This is a genomic window from Microbacterium aquilitoris (assembly GCF_031932285.1).
In the GTDB taxonomy this organism is placed as follows: domain Bacteria; phylum Actinomycetota; class Actinomycetes; order Actinomycetales; family Microbacteriaceae; genus Microbacterium; species Microbacterium aquilitoris.
Genome location: NZ_JAUZVT010000001.1, coordinates 329,834 through 344,207, shown reverse-complemented (window position 1 = coordinate 344,207; position 14,374 = coordinate 329,834). Strand labels below are relative to the sequence as shown.

Here is a 14,374-nt window from a genome sequence, read left to right as displayed (position 1 = left end):
GCACCCGCGCACGGGTGGGGCGGATGCCGCGGGTCGAGGCTCGCGGCATCCGCCCCCTCGGGGGAGATCAGACGGTACGGCGTCGCAGAGTGAGCAGCGCTCCGGCGGCGAGCAGAGCCAGGGCGAGCGCGGGGAGCCACGTCACCGCGACTCCGCCGGTCTGTGCCAGCATCCCGAACGGGGTGCTCGCGCTGGCCTGGGGGGCCATCGGAGCGGTGCCGGCGCCGGGAATTTGGTCGTCCGTGCCCATGCCCGGGGTGTTACCGGGGACCGTGCCCGGGTTCGCCAGGATGGTGCCCGGGTCCGTCGGGTCGGTAGGGTCCGTGCCGGGGGTTGCCGGGTCGACCGGGTCGGTCGGGTCCACGGGGTCGGTCGGGTCCACCGGGTCGACCGGGTCGGTCGGGTCCACGGGGTCGACCGGGTCGGTCGGGTCCACCGGGTCGACCGGGTCCATGGGGTCGACCGGGTCCACCGGGTCGACCGGGTCGACCGGGTCGGTGCCAGGGTCAGTCACCGTGCTGTCGCCGATGATGGAGACCGCGGTGTCGCCGATGGTGACGGGGATGTCGACCGGCAGCAGGATCTGGGTACCGCTGCCGACCCCGTTCTCACCCGAGGTGACCGGGGCGCCGGGCGTGGTGCCCGTGCCAGGAGTGCCGGCCGTGCCGCCGCCGACGGTGGTGCTGTCTCCGATGATGGAGACGGCGGTGTCGTCGATGGTCACCGGGAGGGTGATCGGGGCGACCACCTGGGTGCCCGAGCCGATGCCGTCGGAGCCGTCGGTGGACGGGGTTCCGGTGGTGCCGGTGGGTGCGGCCGGGGTGGCTGCGTCGGTGCTTTCGGTAGTGCTGTCACCGATGACGGAGATTGCGACGTCCTCGACCGTCACGGGGACGGTGATGGGCGCGACGACCTGCGTTCCGGAGACGGCGCCGTCGGACCCGTCGGTGGTGGCCGACGGTGCGGGCGACGACGGTGCAGCCGGGGCCGCGGCATCCGTGCTCTCGGTCTTGCTGTCGCCGATGACCGACACCGCGGTGTCCTTGACGGTCACCGGGGCCTTCACGGGGGCGACGACCTGCGTGCCGGACGCGATGCCGTCGGACCCGCTGGTCGACGCTGCGGGAGCCGTGGCGGGCTCCTTTGCGGGTGCGGCGGGTGCGGCGTCCGTGCTCTTGGTCGAGCTGTCGCCGATGACCGAGACCGCCGTGTCCTTCACGGTGACGGGGACGGACACGTCGATGATCGCCTGCGATCCGGAGGCAGCACCGTTGGACCCGCTGGTGGAGGCGGAGCCGGAGTCGCGCGACGGAGCCGCAGAGGACCCCTTGTCGCTCGAGCTCGTGGACGAGTCGCCGAGCAGCGAGATCGCGGTGTCGCCGACGCTGATGGGGGCGTCGACGTTGAGGAGCGCCTGGGTGCCCGAGAGCAGCCCGTCCTCTCCCGAGGTGTTCGGTTCTGCAGCCTGCGCGGCTGCCGCGCCGAAGAGGGTGATCCCCCCGGCGACAAGCGTGCCCAGCAGGGCGCGCGACAACATGGTGTTCATTTCTCTCTCCTGGAACATGACTGGGGATGGCGCGGATGCGCCGTCACGTGGGACGTGCGGGATGCGTGCCGCGGAAACGCGCGGCGCAATCCCCGTCAGTCGGGAGAAACGTCGGTGTCGAAGAAGGGTGCGGGCAGGCCGTGCTCATCGTTCGGCCGTCCGCGTCGCGCCCAGGCACGGTGCGCGACGGGGAAGCCGAACGTGAGCAGGGCGAACAACCCGGCACCTCCTCCAGAGGAGGCAGAAGTCAGAGAACCGGTTCCCGCCAGGGGCGCTGCGGCCGCGGGCGGGGCGCTGTCAGGCGCAGGGGATGCCTCGGGCCCAGCAGCGGCCGACGATGCGTCGGCGGCGGAACCAGCCGTCACGGCTGCTTGGAAGGCGTCACGCGTTGCCAGAGTGGCGGGGCTCACCCCGGCGGCGGGAGCGGGCGTCGAAGGTGCAGCAGCAGCGGTCGCGGCGGGGGTCGTGCCGGTCGCGGAAGCATCGGCGTCGGGCGACGCCGGTGACACCGGCAGAGGGTAAGCGGGAATGACGCCGAGGCCGGGTGTGGCGGGCTCTGTCACGGGGTCGACGGCGTCCACGGCCGGGGGGAGCACGGTGTCGATCACCGGGTCGATCGCGTCCACCACCGGCTCGATGACCGGGCGGACGGCATCTACGACAGGAGCCACGACACCATCCGTGATGGGCGTCACGACGGTGACAACGGGCGGCAGAACGGTGTCAGTGACGGGCTTGACCACCGTGTCGACGACGGGCTTCACGACCTTGTCGGTGACGGGTGCGACCACCTCGTCGACGACCGGCGTGACGACCTTGTCTGTGACAGGCCGTACGACCTTGTCTGTGACAGGCCTGACGACCTTGTCCGTGACGGGCTTGATCGCCTTCTCGACGACCGGCTTCACGATCTTCGTGGCCACCGGCTTCACAACCTTGTCGGCGACGGGCGTGAGGACCTTCTCGACGGGCGCGACCGCCTTCTCGGCCACGGGCGTGACGACCTCCTCGGTGACGGGCTTCACGACCTTTTCGGTCACCGGTGCGACGGTCTGTCCGACGACTTTGGTCACCCCGCTGAGCAGTCCATCGTCTTCGCGGTCGGCGGCGTGGGCGTGCGATGCGCTCAAGGCCACCGCGAAGGCCACCCAGAGCAGTGCGACGCCGAATCCGATCGCAGCGAGGAGACCGAGTCGGACGAACGCGCGTTGCGTCGTAAGCACAGGTCACCTCCACGATTTCTCATCGGAACACGCGCCGTGATAGCCGCGTTCTGCGGGGTGCCTGGAGCAGACACGGTATCCACTTCCTATGATTTTTACAAGAGCTCTTCGGGCATCCTTTTGAGGAGCCGGAAGACCGCAGCAACCGGCCGACTTTCTCATTTGACAAATCCGGGATTCTGCACATGGGTGGGGATAACCCTGAACCTTCAACCGGCACTTGAGGTCGGATATCTATCCACAGACTGTGGGAAAGAAAACTCCCGGTCGAGCAGGATTTATCGGCGTCGCTTCTGTGAGATTCCACGCGTTGTCCACAGCGTCTGTGCACAGGGTCCGCGGCGTTTTGCGCAGATTGTCCACACAGTTATCCACAGGCCGGTTTGCGTGTGTCGGAACCCCTCCATAACGTGTGCGAGGGCCTTCCAGCGGGCCCGGAAGAGGGGCTTGGATGTCGATTGCGGATCTGTCCGACGACCGGATCGGCGGAGCCCGAGGCCCCGAGAGGGTCCCTCCTCATGACATGCTCGCCGAGCAGAGCACCCTGGGCGGCATGCTCCTTTCGGGCGACGCGGTCGCCGACGTCATCGAGGCCCTCCGCGGCACCGACTTCTACGTGCCGAAGCACGAGCTGATCTTCGAAGCCGTCCTCTCGCTGTACTCCCACGGTGAACCGACCGACGTCGTCGCCGTCACGGACGAGCTGATCAAGACCGGCGATCTTCAGCGAGCCGGCGGTGCCGATTACCTGCACTCCCTCACGTCGATCGTCCCCACCGCGGCGAACGCGGCGTACTACGCATCGATCGTCCGTGAGCGTGCGCTGCTCCGCCGCCTCGTCGAAGCCGGCACCCGCATCGTCCAGATGGGCTACAACGGGCAGGGCGAGGCGCTCGACCTCGTCAACAACGCCCAGGCCGAGATCTACTCCGTCACCGGCGCGGAGCAGTCCGAGGACTACGTCCCGCTGCAGGTCGCCGTGGATGCCGCCGTCGAGGAGATCGAGGCGGCACGTGGCCGCGATGGTCAGATGACCGGCATCCCGACCGGCTTCGCCGCCCTCGACCAGCTCACCAACGGCCTGCACGGCGGGCAGATGGTCGTCGTCGCCGCTCGCCCCGCCATGGGTAAGTCGACGCTCGCGCTCGACTTCGCCCGCGCGGCCGCCATCAAGCACAACCGCCCGACCGTCTTCTTCTCGCTCGAGATGGGGCGCAGCGAGATCGCGATGCGACTCATGAGCGCCGAGGGTGCGGTGCCGCTGCAGAGCATGCGCAAGGGCATGCTCGACAGCCGCGACTGGACGACGATCGCCTCGACCCGTGGTCGCATCAACGATGCGCCGCTGTACATCGACGACAGCCCGAACATGACGCTCGTCGAGATCCGCGCGAAGTGCCGCAAGCTCAAGCAGCGCGTCGGACTCGAGATGGTCGTCATCGACTACCTCCAGCTCATGACGAGCGGTAAGCGCGTCGAGTCGCGTCAGCAGGAGGTCTCGGAGTTCTCGCGTGCGCTGAAGCTGCTGGCGAAGGAGCTGCAGGTTCCCGTCATCGCCCTGTCGCAGCTGAACCGTGGTGCCGAGCAGCGCGCCGACAAGAAGCCCGCCATCAGCGACCTGCGTGAATCAGGATCGATCGAGCAGGATGCCGACATCGTCATCCTGCTCCACCGTGAGGCCGCCTACGAGAAGGACAGCCCCCGCGCCGGCGAGGCCGACCTGATCGTCGCCAAGCACCGTAACGGCCCGACCGACACGGTCGTCGTCGCGTTCCAGGGACACTTCTCACGCTTCACCGACATGGCCGTCGGGATGGACTGAGCCACTCCTCACAGGCACGCGAAGCCCAAGCACAAAGAAAAGGGAATACGCGGGGGGTCGACGCGCTTATGGTTGACCAAACACAACTTGTTCTGCCGGCCGTTGCCGGACCCCCGTCGCGTGAGACCCGTCGCGCGGCATCCCTATCGGCCTTCACCCCTTCGAGGAACCGTGACCACTGCTGCCGTGTCGAGCCCGACCACCCGAAGCACCCCGGTGATGACCCACCGCCAGATCCTGTTCGTCATCTTCGGGCTCATGGCGGGTATGTTCCTGTCTGCGCTCGACCAGACCGTCGTCGGCACCGCGATCCGCACGATCGGCGACGACCTCAACGGCCTCAGCCAGCAGGCATGGGTGACGACCGCGTACCTGATCGTGTCGACGATCTCGACGCCCATCTACGGCAAGCTCTCCGACATCTTCGGACGCCGGCCCCTCTTCATCATCGCCATCGCGATCTTCATCGTCGGCTCGGTCGCCGCGAGCTTCTCGACCTCGATGATCGAGCTCTCCGCCTTCCGCGCGATCCAGGGTCTCGGCGCCGGTGGTCTCATGTCGATGCCGCTGGCGATCATGGGCGACATCCTCGCCCCCCGCGAGCGAGCCAAGTATCAGGGCTACTTCCTGGCCGTCTTCGGCATCTCCTCGGTGATCGGTCCCCTCGTCGGCGGCCTGTTCGCCGGCTCGGGTGAGATTCTCTTCATCGCCGGCTGGCGCTGGGTCTTCCTGATCAACGTGCCGATCGGCCTCGTCGCGTTGGCGGTCGTCCTGCGGTTCCTGCACATCCCGCGGCACCCGCACGGCGCGGTGCGCATCGACTGGTTCGGTGCGGCCGCGGTCATCATCGCGCTCGTCCCGCTGCTGCTCATCGCGGAGCAGGGTCGCGAGTGGGGCTGGACCTCACCCATCGCCATCGCCTGCTACGTCATCGGCGTGATCGGCATCGTCGCCTTCATCCTGATCGAGCGCGGCATGAAGGACGACGCGCTCATCCCGCTGAAGCTCTTCCGGTCGTCGACGTTCTCGATGGCGACGGTCATCGGCGTCTTCGTCGGCTTCGCGATGTTCGGCGCGATGCTCACGCTGCCGCTCTACCTGCAGCTCGTGCTCGGCTCGACGCCCACCGAGAGCGGCATCCAGCTGCTGCCGATGATCCTCGGGCTCATGATCTCGTCGATCGTCAGCGGTCAGATCATCGCCCGCACAGGTCACTACCGGATCTTCCCGACCATCGGCACCGCCTTCATGGTGCTGGGCTTCCTCACGCTGACCTTCGTGCGGTACGACTCCTCGTACTGGCACCTCGCCGGCGCGATGCTCCTCATCGGTCTCGGCCTCGGCCAGCTCATGCAGACCCTCACGATCGCCTCGCAGAACTCCGTCGGTCCGCGGGACATCGGTGTCGCCACCTCGGGGTCGACCTTCTTCCGTCAGATCGGTGGCACGCTCGGCACGGCCGTGCTGCTGTCGCTGCTGTTCACGCTCGTCCCGCTGAACCTGCAGACCAACTTCAAGGATCAGCAGTCACTCTCCGACGCCCTCGACGCCGCCCTCGACCCGACGGTCGCGAGCGCACCGGCCAACGCCGGCATCATGTCGAAGGTTTATGACCCCTTCGTGGGCCAGCTCTCGGACGGCGCGCTCGACGGTGCGCAGAAGGGCGTCGACGAGGCGAAGGCCGCGGCCGCCGACGCGGTCGCCCAGCAGGTCGCATCCGGTGCGATCCCCGCGGCCGCTCAGCAGCAGGCCACCGCCCAAGCCGAGCAGCAGGCCATCGCGCAGGCGGGAGCGAAGATCACCGAGCAGCTGCCCGTCGCGAAGGTGGCGGCCGACGGCACGGTGACGCTGGACTTCACGGATGCCGCCGCCCGTCGCGCCTTCGTCGACCAGGCGGTCCCGCAGATCATCGACGGGATGTCGAACTCGTCGGGCTCCTCCTTCGACGACAGCACGATGGACGACACCTCGTTCCTCAACGGTGCCGACCCGCGCCTGACGAAGCCGCTCCTGGTGTCGTTCAACCAGTCGACGGTGAGCGTGTACTGGGTGGCCATGGGCGTCGCCCTGATCGCGTTCGTCCTGACGCTGTTCTTCCGCACTCCGCCGCTGCGTCAGAAGTCGGCGCTGCAGGAGTCGGCCGACGCCGAGCGCCAGCCTGAGCCGATCGCGCTCGGCTGACGCCGGCGGGATGCCGGGGGTCCACCCGAGTTCCTAGAGTGGGGGAATGAGCTCGCGAGGCGACCGCACCCCGTCGCCGGCCGCGCAGATCGTGATCGTGGTCCTCGCGGTGGGCGTCGGGGTTCCGGTCGGGATCGGCGCGTGGATCGGCGGCATCCTTCTCGCCGAGAACCTCGGGGTGCAGATCTCGCCGGAGCAGGTCTTCGCGTGGATCATCGCCGCTGTCGTCGGCGTCGTCCTCTGGCCCCTCTCGCTCCGCGCTGCACGGCGAGGGTTCTCGAAGGCGACCGGCGCGGGTCCGGTGATTGCGGCGGCGACGCGGGGCGAGCGAGCCCTCCGTGCGTCCATCGTCATGGTGGGTGCCGTCGCGCTCGTGGCCCTCTGCGGACCGCGCGAGACGGCGAGCACGCTCGCCACCGCGTGGGAGGCCCTCGCGATCGGTCGGCGCGAGAGCGGTCTCGTCATCCAGCTGCTCAGCCTCATCCTGGTGGCCATCCTCGCGACGCCGGTCGTCGTCTACACGCACCGCGCGGCGAAGAAGCTGCCTGCGGGTGACCCGCGCCGCCTCGTACTGCAGGAGCGCGAAGCGTGGACCCTGGCCGCTGCCACCGCGTGGACGACCTCGCTCATGCTCGGCCTCATCCTCGCCATCGCCATCCTGCTCTGGCTCTGACACGCAGACCCCCGAAGGAGACATCATGCGCAACCTCGTCTACTACGTCGCCGTGAGCATCGACGGCTGCATCGCCGACGAGAACGGCGGGTACGACGCCTTCCTCATCGAGGGCGACCACAACGCCGCCATCTTCGGCGAGTACGCCGACGCCCTGCCCGGGCACGTGCAGCGCGCGGTCGGCATCCACCCCACCAACACGACGTTCGACACCGTGATCATGGGCTGGAACACCCTGATTCCCGCATTGGATGCCGGGATCACGAGCCCGTACCCGCACCTCCGGCAGGTCGTCGCCAGCCGCCGAGACCACGAGGTCGACCCGTCGGTCACCCTGACGAACGATCCAGTGGCGACCGTCCGGTCCCTCAAGCAGGAGGACGGCGCCGACATCTGGCTCTGCGGTGGGGGTGAGCTCGCCGGAGCCCTGCTGCCCGAAATCGACCGCCTCGTGCTGAAGCGCCACCCGGTGGCTCTGGGCTCCGGCATCCGCTTGTTCGGTGAGGCCGCCCCCGCGGAGTACCCCTTCACGCGGACGCGCGTGCGCGAGTTCGCCTCGGGTGTCACGATCGAGGAGTACGCGCGCCGCGCGAGCTGACGAGGGTCAGGCGGGATGCCGCCGGAGCAGCTTCTCGGCCACCATCATCGCTCCGCCGAGCACGGCCGGAATGCCGCCGCCCGGGTGCACCGAGGCGCCGACCCGCCACAACCACGGCCGCCGGAGGTCGTGGTGCGCAGGCTGGTGGAAGGGACCGCTCATCCACAGCGGGTGCGCGGCGCCGTACAGGGCGCCGTGGCGCTCGCCGAAGGTACCGAAGTAGGCGGGGTCGAGGACCGCGGCATCCGTCATCGAATCGGTGAGCAGCTCGTCGAGGCCCATCGTGCGGGAGATCCGTTCGACCTCGCGCCGCACGAACGGGTGCTCGAGGCTGTACCCCGACCCGTCGGCCGGCGCGGTCAGCAGCACGGCGAGCGTGCTCCGATCGTTCGGGTAGACCTGACCGGCGCGGTAGAGGTTGACGAACGCCATCGTGTCGGCGGGCTCATCGCCCGCGGCGAGGCTGCGGTGCAGGGCGTCGGGCTTCGTGGGGAGGATGACGCTGTGCGCGGCGATCCGCTCGGGCAGCGGCTCGCGGAGCGCGCCGTAGATCGCCACCGCGGAGCACGACAGGGCGCCCGGGGTGCGCCGCCGCCCGCCGAGCAGGTCATTCACCCGGTCCGCGTCGAGTGCGCTCACGACGATGTCGGCCGCGAACGAGCCGCCCGCCGTCGTCACCCGTCCACGCTCGATGCGCGTCACGGTCTCGCCGGTGCGAATGTCGACGCCCGCGGCATCCGCCATACGCTCCAGCGCGAGCGGTATCTCGTACACGCCGCCGCGGGGAACCCACACACCGGATGCCGCCATGACGGCCGGCATGCTCGCGTAGAGCGCGGGGGTGCGCTCGGGCGGGACGCCGGCGTTGAGCGTGTGGATGGCGATGATTTCGCGCAGGCCCTCGGGCATCCACGTGAGGCTGTCGAGGTACGCGCGGGTGCTCAGCCGCGGTCCGTAGACCGCGAGCAGCCGGCGCAGCGCCGGGAGCGATCGCCGATCGAGCGGATCGGCGACGAGGAGCGCGGTCACGTCATCGGCGAGGGGCGCGTGCTCGTCGCTGAACCGCTTCCACGCCGGGTACCAGGGGTGCTCCGGCGGCACGGGGAGGGTGACCTCCTCGCCGTCGTAGTAGTAGCGGCCGACCTCGGGGAGCCGCTCCAGCTCGATCGCGCGTGGGTCGGTGCCGAGGCGTGCGCACAGCTCGTGCCACACGCCCGGGAAGGTCACGAGCGAGGGGCCGGAGTCGATGCGCTCGCCGTCGACCTCGAGCCGGCGGCTCTTGCCACCGACCGTCGCAGCCCGCTCGAGCAGGGTCACGTCGTGCCCGGCGCGGGCGAGCAGAGCGGATGCCGCCAGGCCCCCGAGACCTGCCCCGATGACGACGATGCGGCTCATCCGTACACCTCGAAGAACATCTTCGTCAGCTGCAGCCCGCTCGCGACCGAGCCGGCGACGTAGGGGAAGGCGATCGACACCGGGTACAGGCGACGCCCGGTCGCGGGGGTGGGGCGCAGCAGCAGCCACACGACGAGGACGCCCGCGATCGCGAGGTTGAGAGCTGCGACCGGGATGCTGACGAGGGCGAACAGGACGGTGGACGCCAGCCACCAGCATCCGCTCCACACCGCCGTGCCGCGAGGACCCAGCAGAACGGCGGTCGTCCGGATGCCGGCCTCGCGATCCTCGTCGATGTCCTGCACTGCGTCGTAGGCGTGCTTCGCGACGCTCCACGCGAGGAGGCCGATGACGGCGGGCCACAGCGGCGGCTCGCCGAGCGCGACCGGGACGATCAGCAGGGGCAGGCCGTAGGCGGCGTTGCTGAGGGAATCGAGGAACGGCCGCTGCTTGAACCGCAGCGGGGGCGCCGAGTAGAAGACGAAGACCAGCGTGTAGAGGAGGATCAGCCCGACGGCCGCGGGCGGGTAGGCGATGAGGAACCAGACGAGGAACGGCACGTTCGTGATCGCGACGGCCCAGACGATCAGCCGCACCTCGCGCGGCTCGATCCGAGCGCCCTCGATCGAGCCCTTCCGCGGGTTCAGCGCGTCGGTCTCCTGGTCGAAGATGTCGTTCACGCCGTAGATCAGCAGATTGAACGGCAGGGTCAACCAGATGAGGAGCGGGATCGCCGCGGCATCCAGCAACTGCCCCGTGAGCCACATGCCGAGCACACCGGTGCCGATCGTGTTGATCCAGAGGACCGGGCGCGAGATGTGGACCAGACGGCCGAGCGTCGACCAGGCCGAGGCGCGGCGAGTCGGAGCGGGCTGATGGTCGATGGCGGGACTCCTCGGGTGGCGACGGCGCGGACGACCGTGTCCCGCGATTGTATGCGGCGGGGGTGCCGCACCGGCGGCTCTTGCGCCGGGGTTGCTCGCCTGTCGCGACGTGCGAAGGCGCGCGGCGTGTTGTGACAGGGGAGTAGGGGTCAGGGGCGCGGCGCTCGCTGCCCTGTCGCGATGTGCGGAGGCGCGCGGCGTGTTGTGACAGGGGAGCGCGGGATGCTGCGTGGAGCGGGGGTCAGGCTGCGGGGGCTCCCGTGCCCGACAGCCAGGGCTTCAGGATGTCGCGGGCCGTCGTCCAGGTCTGACGTCCGTAGCGCTCGTTGTCCACGTGGCGCAGTTCGCCCTCGCCGCTGAACATGCTCACGAAGTACTGCATCCCCTGCCAGGCGGGGAACGTCTCGTCGGGGTCGCGCGAGAGGCGTCGTCCCACCGCGGCCATCGCCGAGAGCGTCCTCGTCGTGCCCGCCCACTGCAGTTTGAACGTCTCGCCACTGAGCTCGGAGGCGAGCTCCGCCACCTGGCGGGCGGTGATCCGGTCGCCGGCGACCTCGACGACGCGAGGGGCGTCGGCATCGAGGGCGACCAGGGCGACGGTCCGGGCGGTGTCGTCCTTCGTGGTGACGTCGAGCACCTGGTCGGCCGACGACCAGAACAGCACGCGTTTGTGATCGCGGAGGATCATCGGTGCCTGACCGGCGAGCAGTTCGGTGAACATGCCGTTCAGCACCGACGTCGCCTGGATCGGCGCCGCGTCGAGATCCGCGGCGAACTCGCGGCGCAGCTCGAGGTTGCGGTTGGTCCCCGGGGTGAGGCGCCGGTAGTCGGCGGAGTAGTCCGACGGGAGGAAGCGGGGCACCCCGGCCGCGACCGCTGCGGCGAGGAGTGCGCGCTGCGCGTCGACGATGACCGGCCGGATGCCGCTGAGCGCCGAGACGACGACGTCGACACCGGATGCCGCGGCCACGAGCGCGTCGTGGTCCGCGTAGTCGGCGGTCACGACCTCGACCCGTGCGTCGTCGCCGAACCGGTCGGCGGCGGTCGAGCTTCCGGGGCGGGTCAGCACCCGGAGCTGGACGTCGTGGGACAGGAGCTCGCGGGAGATGCGGCTGCCGATGTCGCCGGTTGCGCCGGCGACGAGAACGGTGGTGGTCACGAGGGGGTCCTGTCTGTGGGGGTGGAGGTTCCGCGGCGCGAGCGCTCGGGCGCGGCGACGGGGTGTTCGAAGTCCGGGTCGGTGCGCGCCGCGTCGGCGGCGACGGCGACACGGGCGAGGAGGGTCCGGAGCGTCGCGCGCTCATCGGGGTCGAGCGTGCCGAGCAGGCGGTCCTCCGCCTGGCGGAGCTGTGCACGCGCGGTGTCGAGGGTGGCGCGGCCCGCGTCGGTCGGATGGACGTGGCGCACGCGTCGATCGGTCGGCGCCGGCCTGCGCGAGACGAGGCCCTCCGCTTCGAGCGCATCGAGCAGGTACGTCATCTGCGTCTTGTCGATCCCGAGGCGCTGGGCCAGCTGCAGCTGCGACGAGGGTTCCTCGGTCGTGATCGCGACCAGCACCTGATACCCGCGCGGACCCTGCGGCATCGCGCTCACCGCTTCGGTCCCCAGGCGCGTGAACGTCTGGAAGGTGAGGGGCAGGGCCCAGCCCAGCTCGGTCTCGATGCCGCCGGCATCCCAGTCGATCTCGGATGATTCTGTCTCGATCACGTCGCAACCGTACATGTGCAAGATCGTCTTCTGCAAATACGATCTTGCGATCGACTGAATCAGAGGCGACGGGAGATGATGTCGAAGACGTGCCAGTGCTTCGGCCCCCGACCCGACGGGCCGTCCCTCTCGCGTTCGCTGAGTTCGACGATCTGCCATTGCGCAAGAAGGTCCGCAACCTCGCTCGCCGAGTGTGTGAGCACGTCGTCGTGCGCAGCCCAATCGTCGCGATGTCCGAAGAGCTGACCCGCGAAGACGCCACCCGGGCAAAGCGCCGCAGTGATCAGCGTCCAGATGTGGGCGAATTCGGTCGCGCGAGCGAACGGCAACGAATAGCTTGCGAGGATGAGATCGGCATCCGGCAACTCGGCGAGATCGCCGAACGACGTATCACGCGCATCGAGACGCGGTGATGCGTCCGCACGTGCCGCGATGCGCTCCCGCAGTCCGGGTATCGCGTCGACGGACACGACCTTCCAGCCCCGATCAAGGAGGAATCGCGAGTCGACGCCGTCCCCGGCACCGAGGTCGATCGCCGTCCCCACGCGGGTCACGTGTTCGAGAGCCGCGATGAGGTGCGGTCGTGGCGCCCGGCCCGCCGCAGCGGAGTAGTACTGCTGCCAGTCGCTCGCCTCCGCCATCAGGCCATTCTCGCGCGGTGCGGGGCTCTCGGGCGCAGCATCCGCTCGTCTGTCACGAAGTGCGCGGGCGGGCGGCGTGTTGTGACAGGAGAAGCGGGCGCGACCGCGCGGCACCCCCTCGTCTGTCGCGAAGTGCGCGGGCGGGCGGCGTGTTGTGACAGGGGAACGGGATGCCCCCGGGGGCGCCCCTAGGCGACGTCGAGGGCGATCCGGGCGCGGCGCGCGACGTCGAGGATGCGCCCGACGTTCTCGACCGCGACGCCTGGTTCGTCCGCCCCGAGGTGCTCGAGGGTCGCGAGCTGCGAGGCCAGGAGCGCAGGCGGCATGAAGTGCTGACGCGACCGCATCCGACGGTCCAGCTCCTCGGGCGAGACGACCAACTCGACGAAGCGCACGTCGGGAGCGGCGGCGCGGATCCGGTCGCGGTAGCGCCGCGCGAGGGCGGAGCATGCGACGACGAGGCCCGGCGCCTCGGCGAGGGTCTGTCCGACGATGTCGAGCCAGGGCGCGCGATCATCGTCGTCGAGCGGGTGACCCGCTTCCATCTTCTCGACGTTGGCAGCGGGGTGCAGATCGTCCGCATCGACGAAGTCCACGCCGAGGTCGACAGCGAGGGCCGCGCCGACGGCGGTCTTGCCCGATCCGCTCGGACCCATGACGACGACGCGCGGTGCAGTGCTCACGATTCCACCTTCGCAGAGTTCATAGCGACGACGACCTTGCTGCTCTCGGCGGAGCGCCGTGCGGTCTCGAACGCGTCGACGGCCGCGTCGGGGCGGAACTCGTGGGTGATGACGGCCTCGATCTCGGGGCGACGCCGCAGGACCTCGATCGCCTCGTCGATCTCGTCGAGGAAGCGGAAGGCGCCCGTGAGCGTCGCCTCCTTGGAGATGAGCGGGGCGATGTTCACGCCGACCGGCTGGTTCGGCAACATCCCGATCTGCACGATGGTGCCTCGACGGCGGACGGCGGCGATCGCGGACGACACCGCGGGTGCGGCACCGGAGCACTCGAGGACGACGTCGTACGTGTCGGACGGGATCTCATCCTGGCCGACGCGCCAGACGCCGTCGGCCCCGAGCGCCCGTGCGCGCTCCAGCGGCTCGGGCAGCAGGTCGGTGATCTCGACGCTCGCCGCTCCCGCCTCCTGCGCGGCGACGACGGCGAGGAGCCCGATCGGACCGGCGCCGCACACGAGCACGCGCGCACCGGCGAGGGAGCCGGCGCGGCCGGCGCCGTGCAGGGCGACGGCGAGCGGCTCGGCCAGGACGGCGCGGCGCACGGGCAGGTCGGCGGGCAGGGTCCGGATCATGCCGGCATCCACCACCAGGTAGTCGCTCATCGCGCCCTGCGTGTGCGGGGTCGTCGCGGCGCTGCCGAGGTAGCTGCCGCCGGGGCGCAGGTGCGGCTCGACGGGAATGGGCTCCTCGGGACCGAAGCGGGCAGGATGCACCGTCACCGCCGTGCCGGGTGCGAAGCGACCGTCGGGGTCGAGGTCGACCCAGCCCGACAGCTCGTGCCCGGGAACGAGCGGCTCCGTCACCACGAACGCGCCGTTCGCGCCCTCGGAGTAGTAATGCAGGTCGGATCCGCAGATGCCCACGTATCCCACCCGCACGCGGACCTGCCCCGCGTCGGGCTCGGGGACGGGACGATCCGCCACCGTGAGGTCGAGCTTGCCGCCGATGACGACTGCGTCCATGT

13 protein-coding genes are annotated in these 14,374 nt (G+C 69.8%); 4 read left to right on the top strand and 9 right to left on the bottom strand.

Annotation, left to right across the window (positions count from 1 at the left end):
• Window positions 1–67: 67 nt before the first annotated feature.
• The gene (locus Q9S78_RS01720; RefSeq protein WP_311868500.1) at window positions 68–1,546 is read right to left on the bottom strand and encodes an LPXTG cell wall anchor domain-containing protein; all 1,479 of its coding nucleotides are present in this window, start codon (window positions 1,544–1,546) and stop codon (window positions 68–70) included.
• A 95-nt stretch (window positions 1,547–1,641) separates the two neighbouring features.
• Window positions 1,642–2,769, bottom strand: a complete 1,128-nt coding sequence (locus tag Q9S78_RS01715) for a hypothetical protein (protein WP_311868497.1) — start codon at window positions 2,767–2,769, stop codon at window positions 1,642–1,644.
• 451 nt (window positions 2,770–3,220) lie between these two features.
• On the opposite strand from Q9S78_RS01715, the gene dnaB reads away from it, so the two are divergent.
• The 4 genes from dnaB (at window position 3,221) to Q9S78_RS01695 (ending at window position 8,043) form a co-directional block, all read left to right on the top strand.
• Window positions 3,221–4,591: a replicative DNA helicase gene (dnaB, locus tag Q9S78_RS01710; protein WP_018187763.1), complete on the top strand. Its 1,371-nt coding sequence runs from the start codon at window positions 3,221–3,223 to the stop codon at window positions 4,589–4,591.
• A 219-nt stretch (window positions 4,592–4,810) separates the two neighbouring features.
• Window positions 4,811–6,772, top strand: coding sequence for an MDR family MFS transporter (locus tag Q9S78_RS01705; protein ID WP_311869657.1), 1,962 nt, complete (start codon window positions 4,811–4,813; stop codon window positions 6,770–6,772).
• 46 nt (window positions 6,773–6,818) lie between these two features.
• Window positions 6,819–7,445 (top strand): hypothetical protein, encoded by a 627-nt coding sequence (locus Q9S78_RS01700; protein ID WP_311868494.1) that lies wholly within the window; start codon window positions 6,819–6,821, stop codon window positions 7,443–7,445.
• A 25-nt stretch (window positions 7,446–7,470) separates the two neighbouring features.
• The gene (locus Q9S78_RS01695) at window positions 7,471–8,043 is read left to right on the top strand and encodes a dihydrofolate reductase family protein (RefSeq protein ID WP_311868492.1); all 573 of its coding nucleotides are present in this window, start codon (window positions 7,471–7,473) and stop codon (window positions 8,041–8,043) included.
• A 6-nt stretch (window positions 8,044–8,049) separates the two neighbouring features.
• Here Q9S78_RS01695 and Q9S78_RS01690 read toward each other — a convergent pair whose 3' ends face one another.
• The 7 genes from Q9S78_RS01690 to Q9S78_RS01660 all read right to left on the bottom strand — a co-directional run bounded on the left by Q9S78_RS01690 (window position 8,050) and on the right by Q9S78_RS01660 (window position 14,372).
• Window positions 8,050–9,438, bottom strand: coding sequence for a phytoene desaturase family protein (locus Q9S78_RS01690; RefSeq protein ID WP_311868489.1), 1,389 nt, complete (start codon window positions 9,436–9,438; stop codon window positions 8,050–8,052).
• Window positions 9,435–10,322: a UbiA family prenyltransferase gene (locus Q9S78_RS01685; protein ID WP_311869655.1), complete on the bottom strand. Its 888-nt coding sequence runs from the start codon at window positions 10,320–10,322 to the stop codon at window positions 9,435–9,437. Before Q9S78_RS01685 ends, Q9S78_RS01690 begins: the two co-directional genes overlap by 4 nt.
• A 241-nt stretch (window positions 10,323–10,563) precedes the next feature.
• Complete coding sequence (locus Q9S78_RS01680) at window positions 10,564–11,481, bottom strand: NmrA family NAD(P)-binding protein (RefSeq protein WP_311868487.1); 918 nt, start codon at window positions 11,479–11,481, stop codon at window positions 10,564–10,566.
• On the bottom strand, window positions 11,478–12,029 hold the full coding sequence (locus Q9S78_RS01675) for a MarR family winged helix-turn-helix transcriptional regulator (protein ID WP_311868484.1): 552 nt from the start codon (window positions 12,027–12,029) through the stop codon (window positions 11,478–11,480). The genes Q9S78_RS01680 and Q9S78_RS01675 overlap by 4 nt, the downstream gene beginning before the upstream one ends.
• 59 nt (window positions 12,030–12,088) lie before the next feature.
• On the bottom strand, window positions 12,089–12,670 hold the full coding sequence (locus Q9S78_RS01670; protein ID WP_311868481.1) for a class I SAM-dependent methyltransferase: 582 nt from the start codon (window positions 12,668–12,670) through the stop codon (window positions 12,089–12,091).
• Window positions 12,671–12,858: 188 nt separating this feature from the next.
• On the bottom strand, window positions 12,859–13,353 hold the full coding sequence (locus Q9S78_RS01665) for a gluconokinase (protein ID WP_020098339.1): 495 nt from the start codon (window positions 13,351–13,353) through the stop codon (window positions 12,859–12,861).
• Window positions 13,350–14,372, bottom strand: a complete 1,023-nt coding sequence (locus Q9S78_RS01660; RefSeq protein ID WP_311868478.1) for an L-idonate 5-dehydrogenase — start codon at window positions 14,370–14,372, stop codon at window positions 13,350–13,352. The genes Q9S78_RS01665 and Q9S78_RS01660 overlap by 4 nt, the downstream gene beginning before the upstream one ends.
• Window positions 14,373–14,374: the final 2 nt, after the last annotated feature.

Bases quoted from the DNA above. Each gene is read 5' to 3' on its own strand.
- Q9S78_RS01720 (WP_311868500.1), bottom strand. From the start codon at position 1,546: ATGAACACCATGTTGTCGCGCGCCCTGCTGGGCACGCTTGTCGCCGGG.
- dnaB (WP_018187763.1), top strand. From the start codon at position 3,221: ATGTCGATTGCGGATCTGTCCGACGACCGGATCGGCGGAGCCCGAGGC.
- Q9S78_RS01705 (WP_311869657.1), top strand. From the start codon at position 4,811: ATGACCCACCGCCAGATCCTGTTCGTCATCTTCGGGCTCATGGCGGGT.
- Q9S78_RS01700 (WP_311868494.1), top strand. From the start codon at position 6,819: ATGAGCTCGCGAGGCGACCGCACCCCGTCGCCGGCCGCGCAGATCGTG.
- Q9S78_RS01695 (WP_311868492.1), top strand. From the start codon at position 7,471: ATGCGCAACCTCGTCTACTACGTCGCCGTGAGCATCGACGGCTGCATC.
- Q9S78_RS01690 (WP_311868489.1), bottom strand. From the start codon at position 9,438: ATGAGCCGCATCGTCGTCATCGGGGCAGGTCTCGGGGGCCTGGCGGCA.
- Q9S78_RS01670 (WP_311868481.1), bottom strand. From the start codon at position 12,670: ATGGCGGAGGCGAGCGACTGGCAGCAGTACTACTCCGCTGCGGCGGGC.
- Q9S78_RS01660 (WP_311868478.1), bottom strand. From the start codon at position 14,372: ATGGACGCAGTCGTCATCGGCGGCAAGCTCGACCTCACGGTGGCGGAT.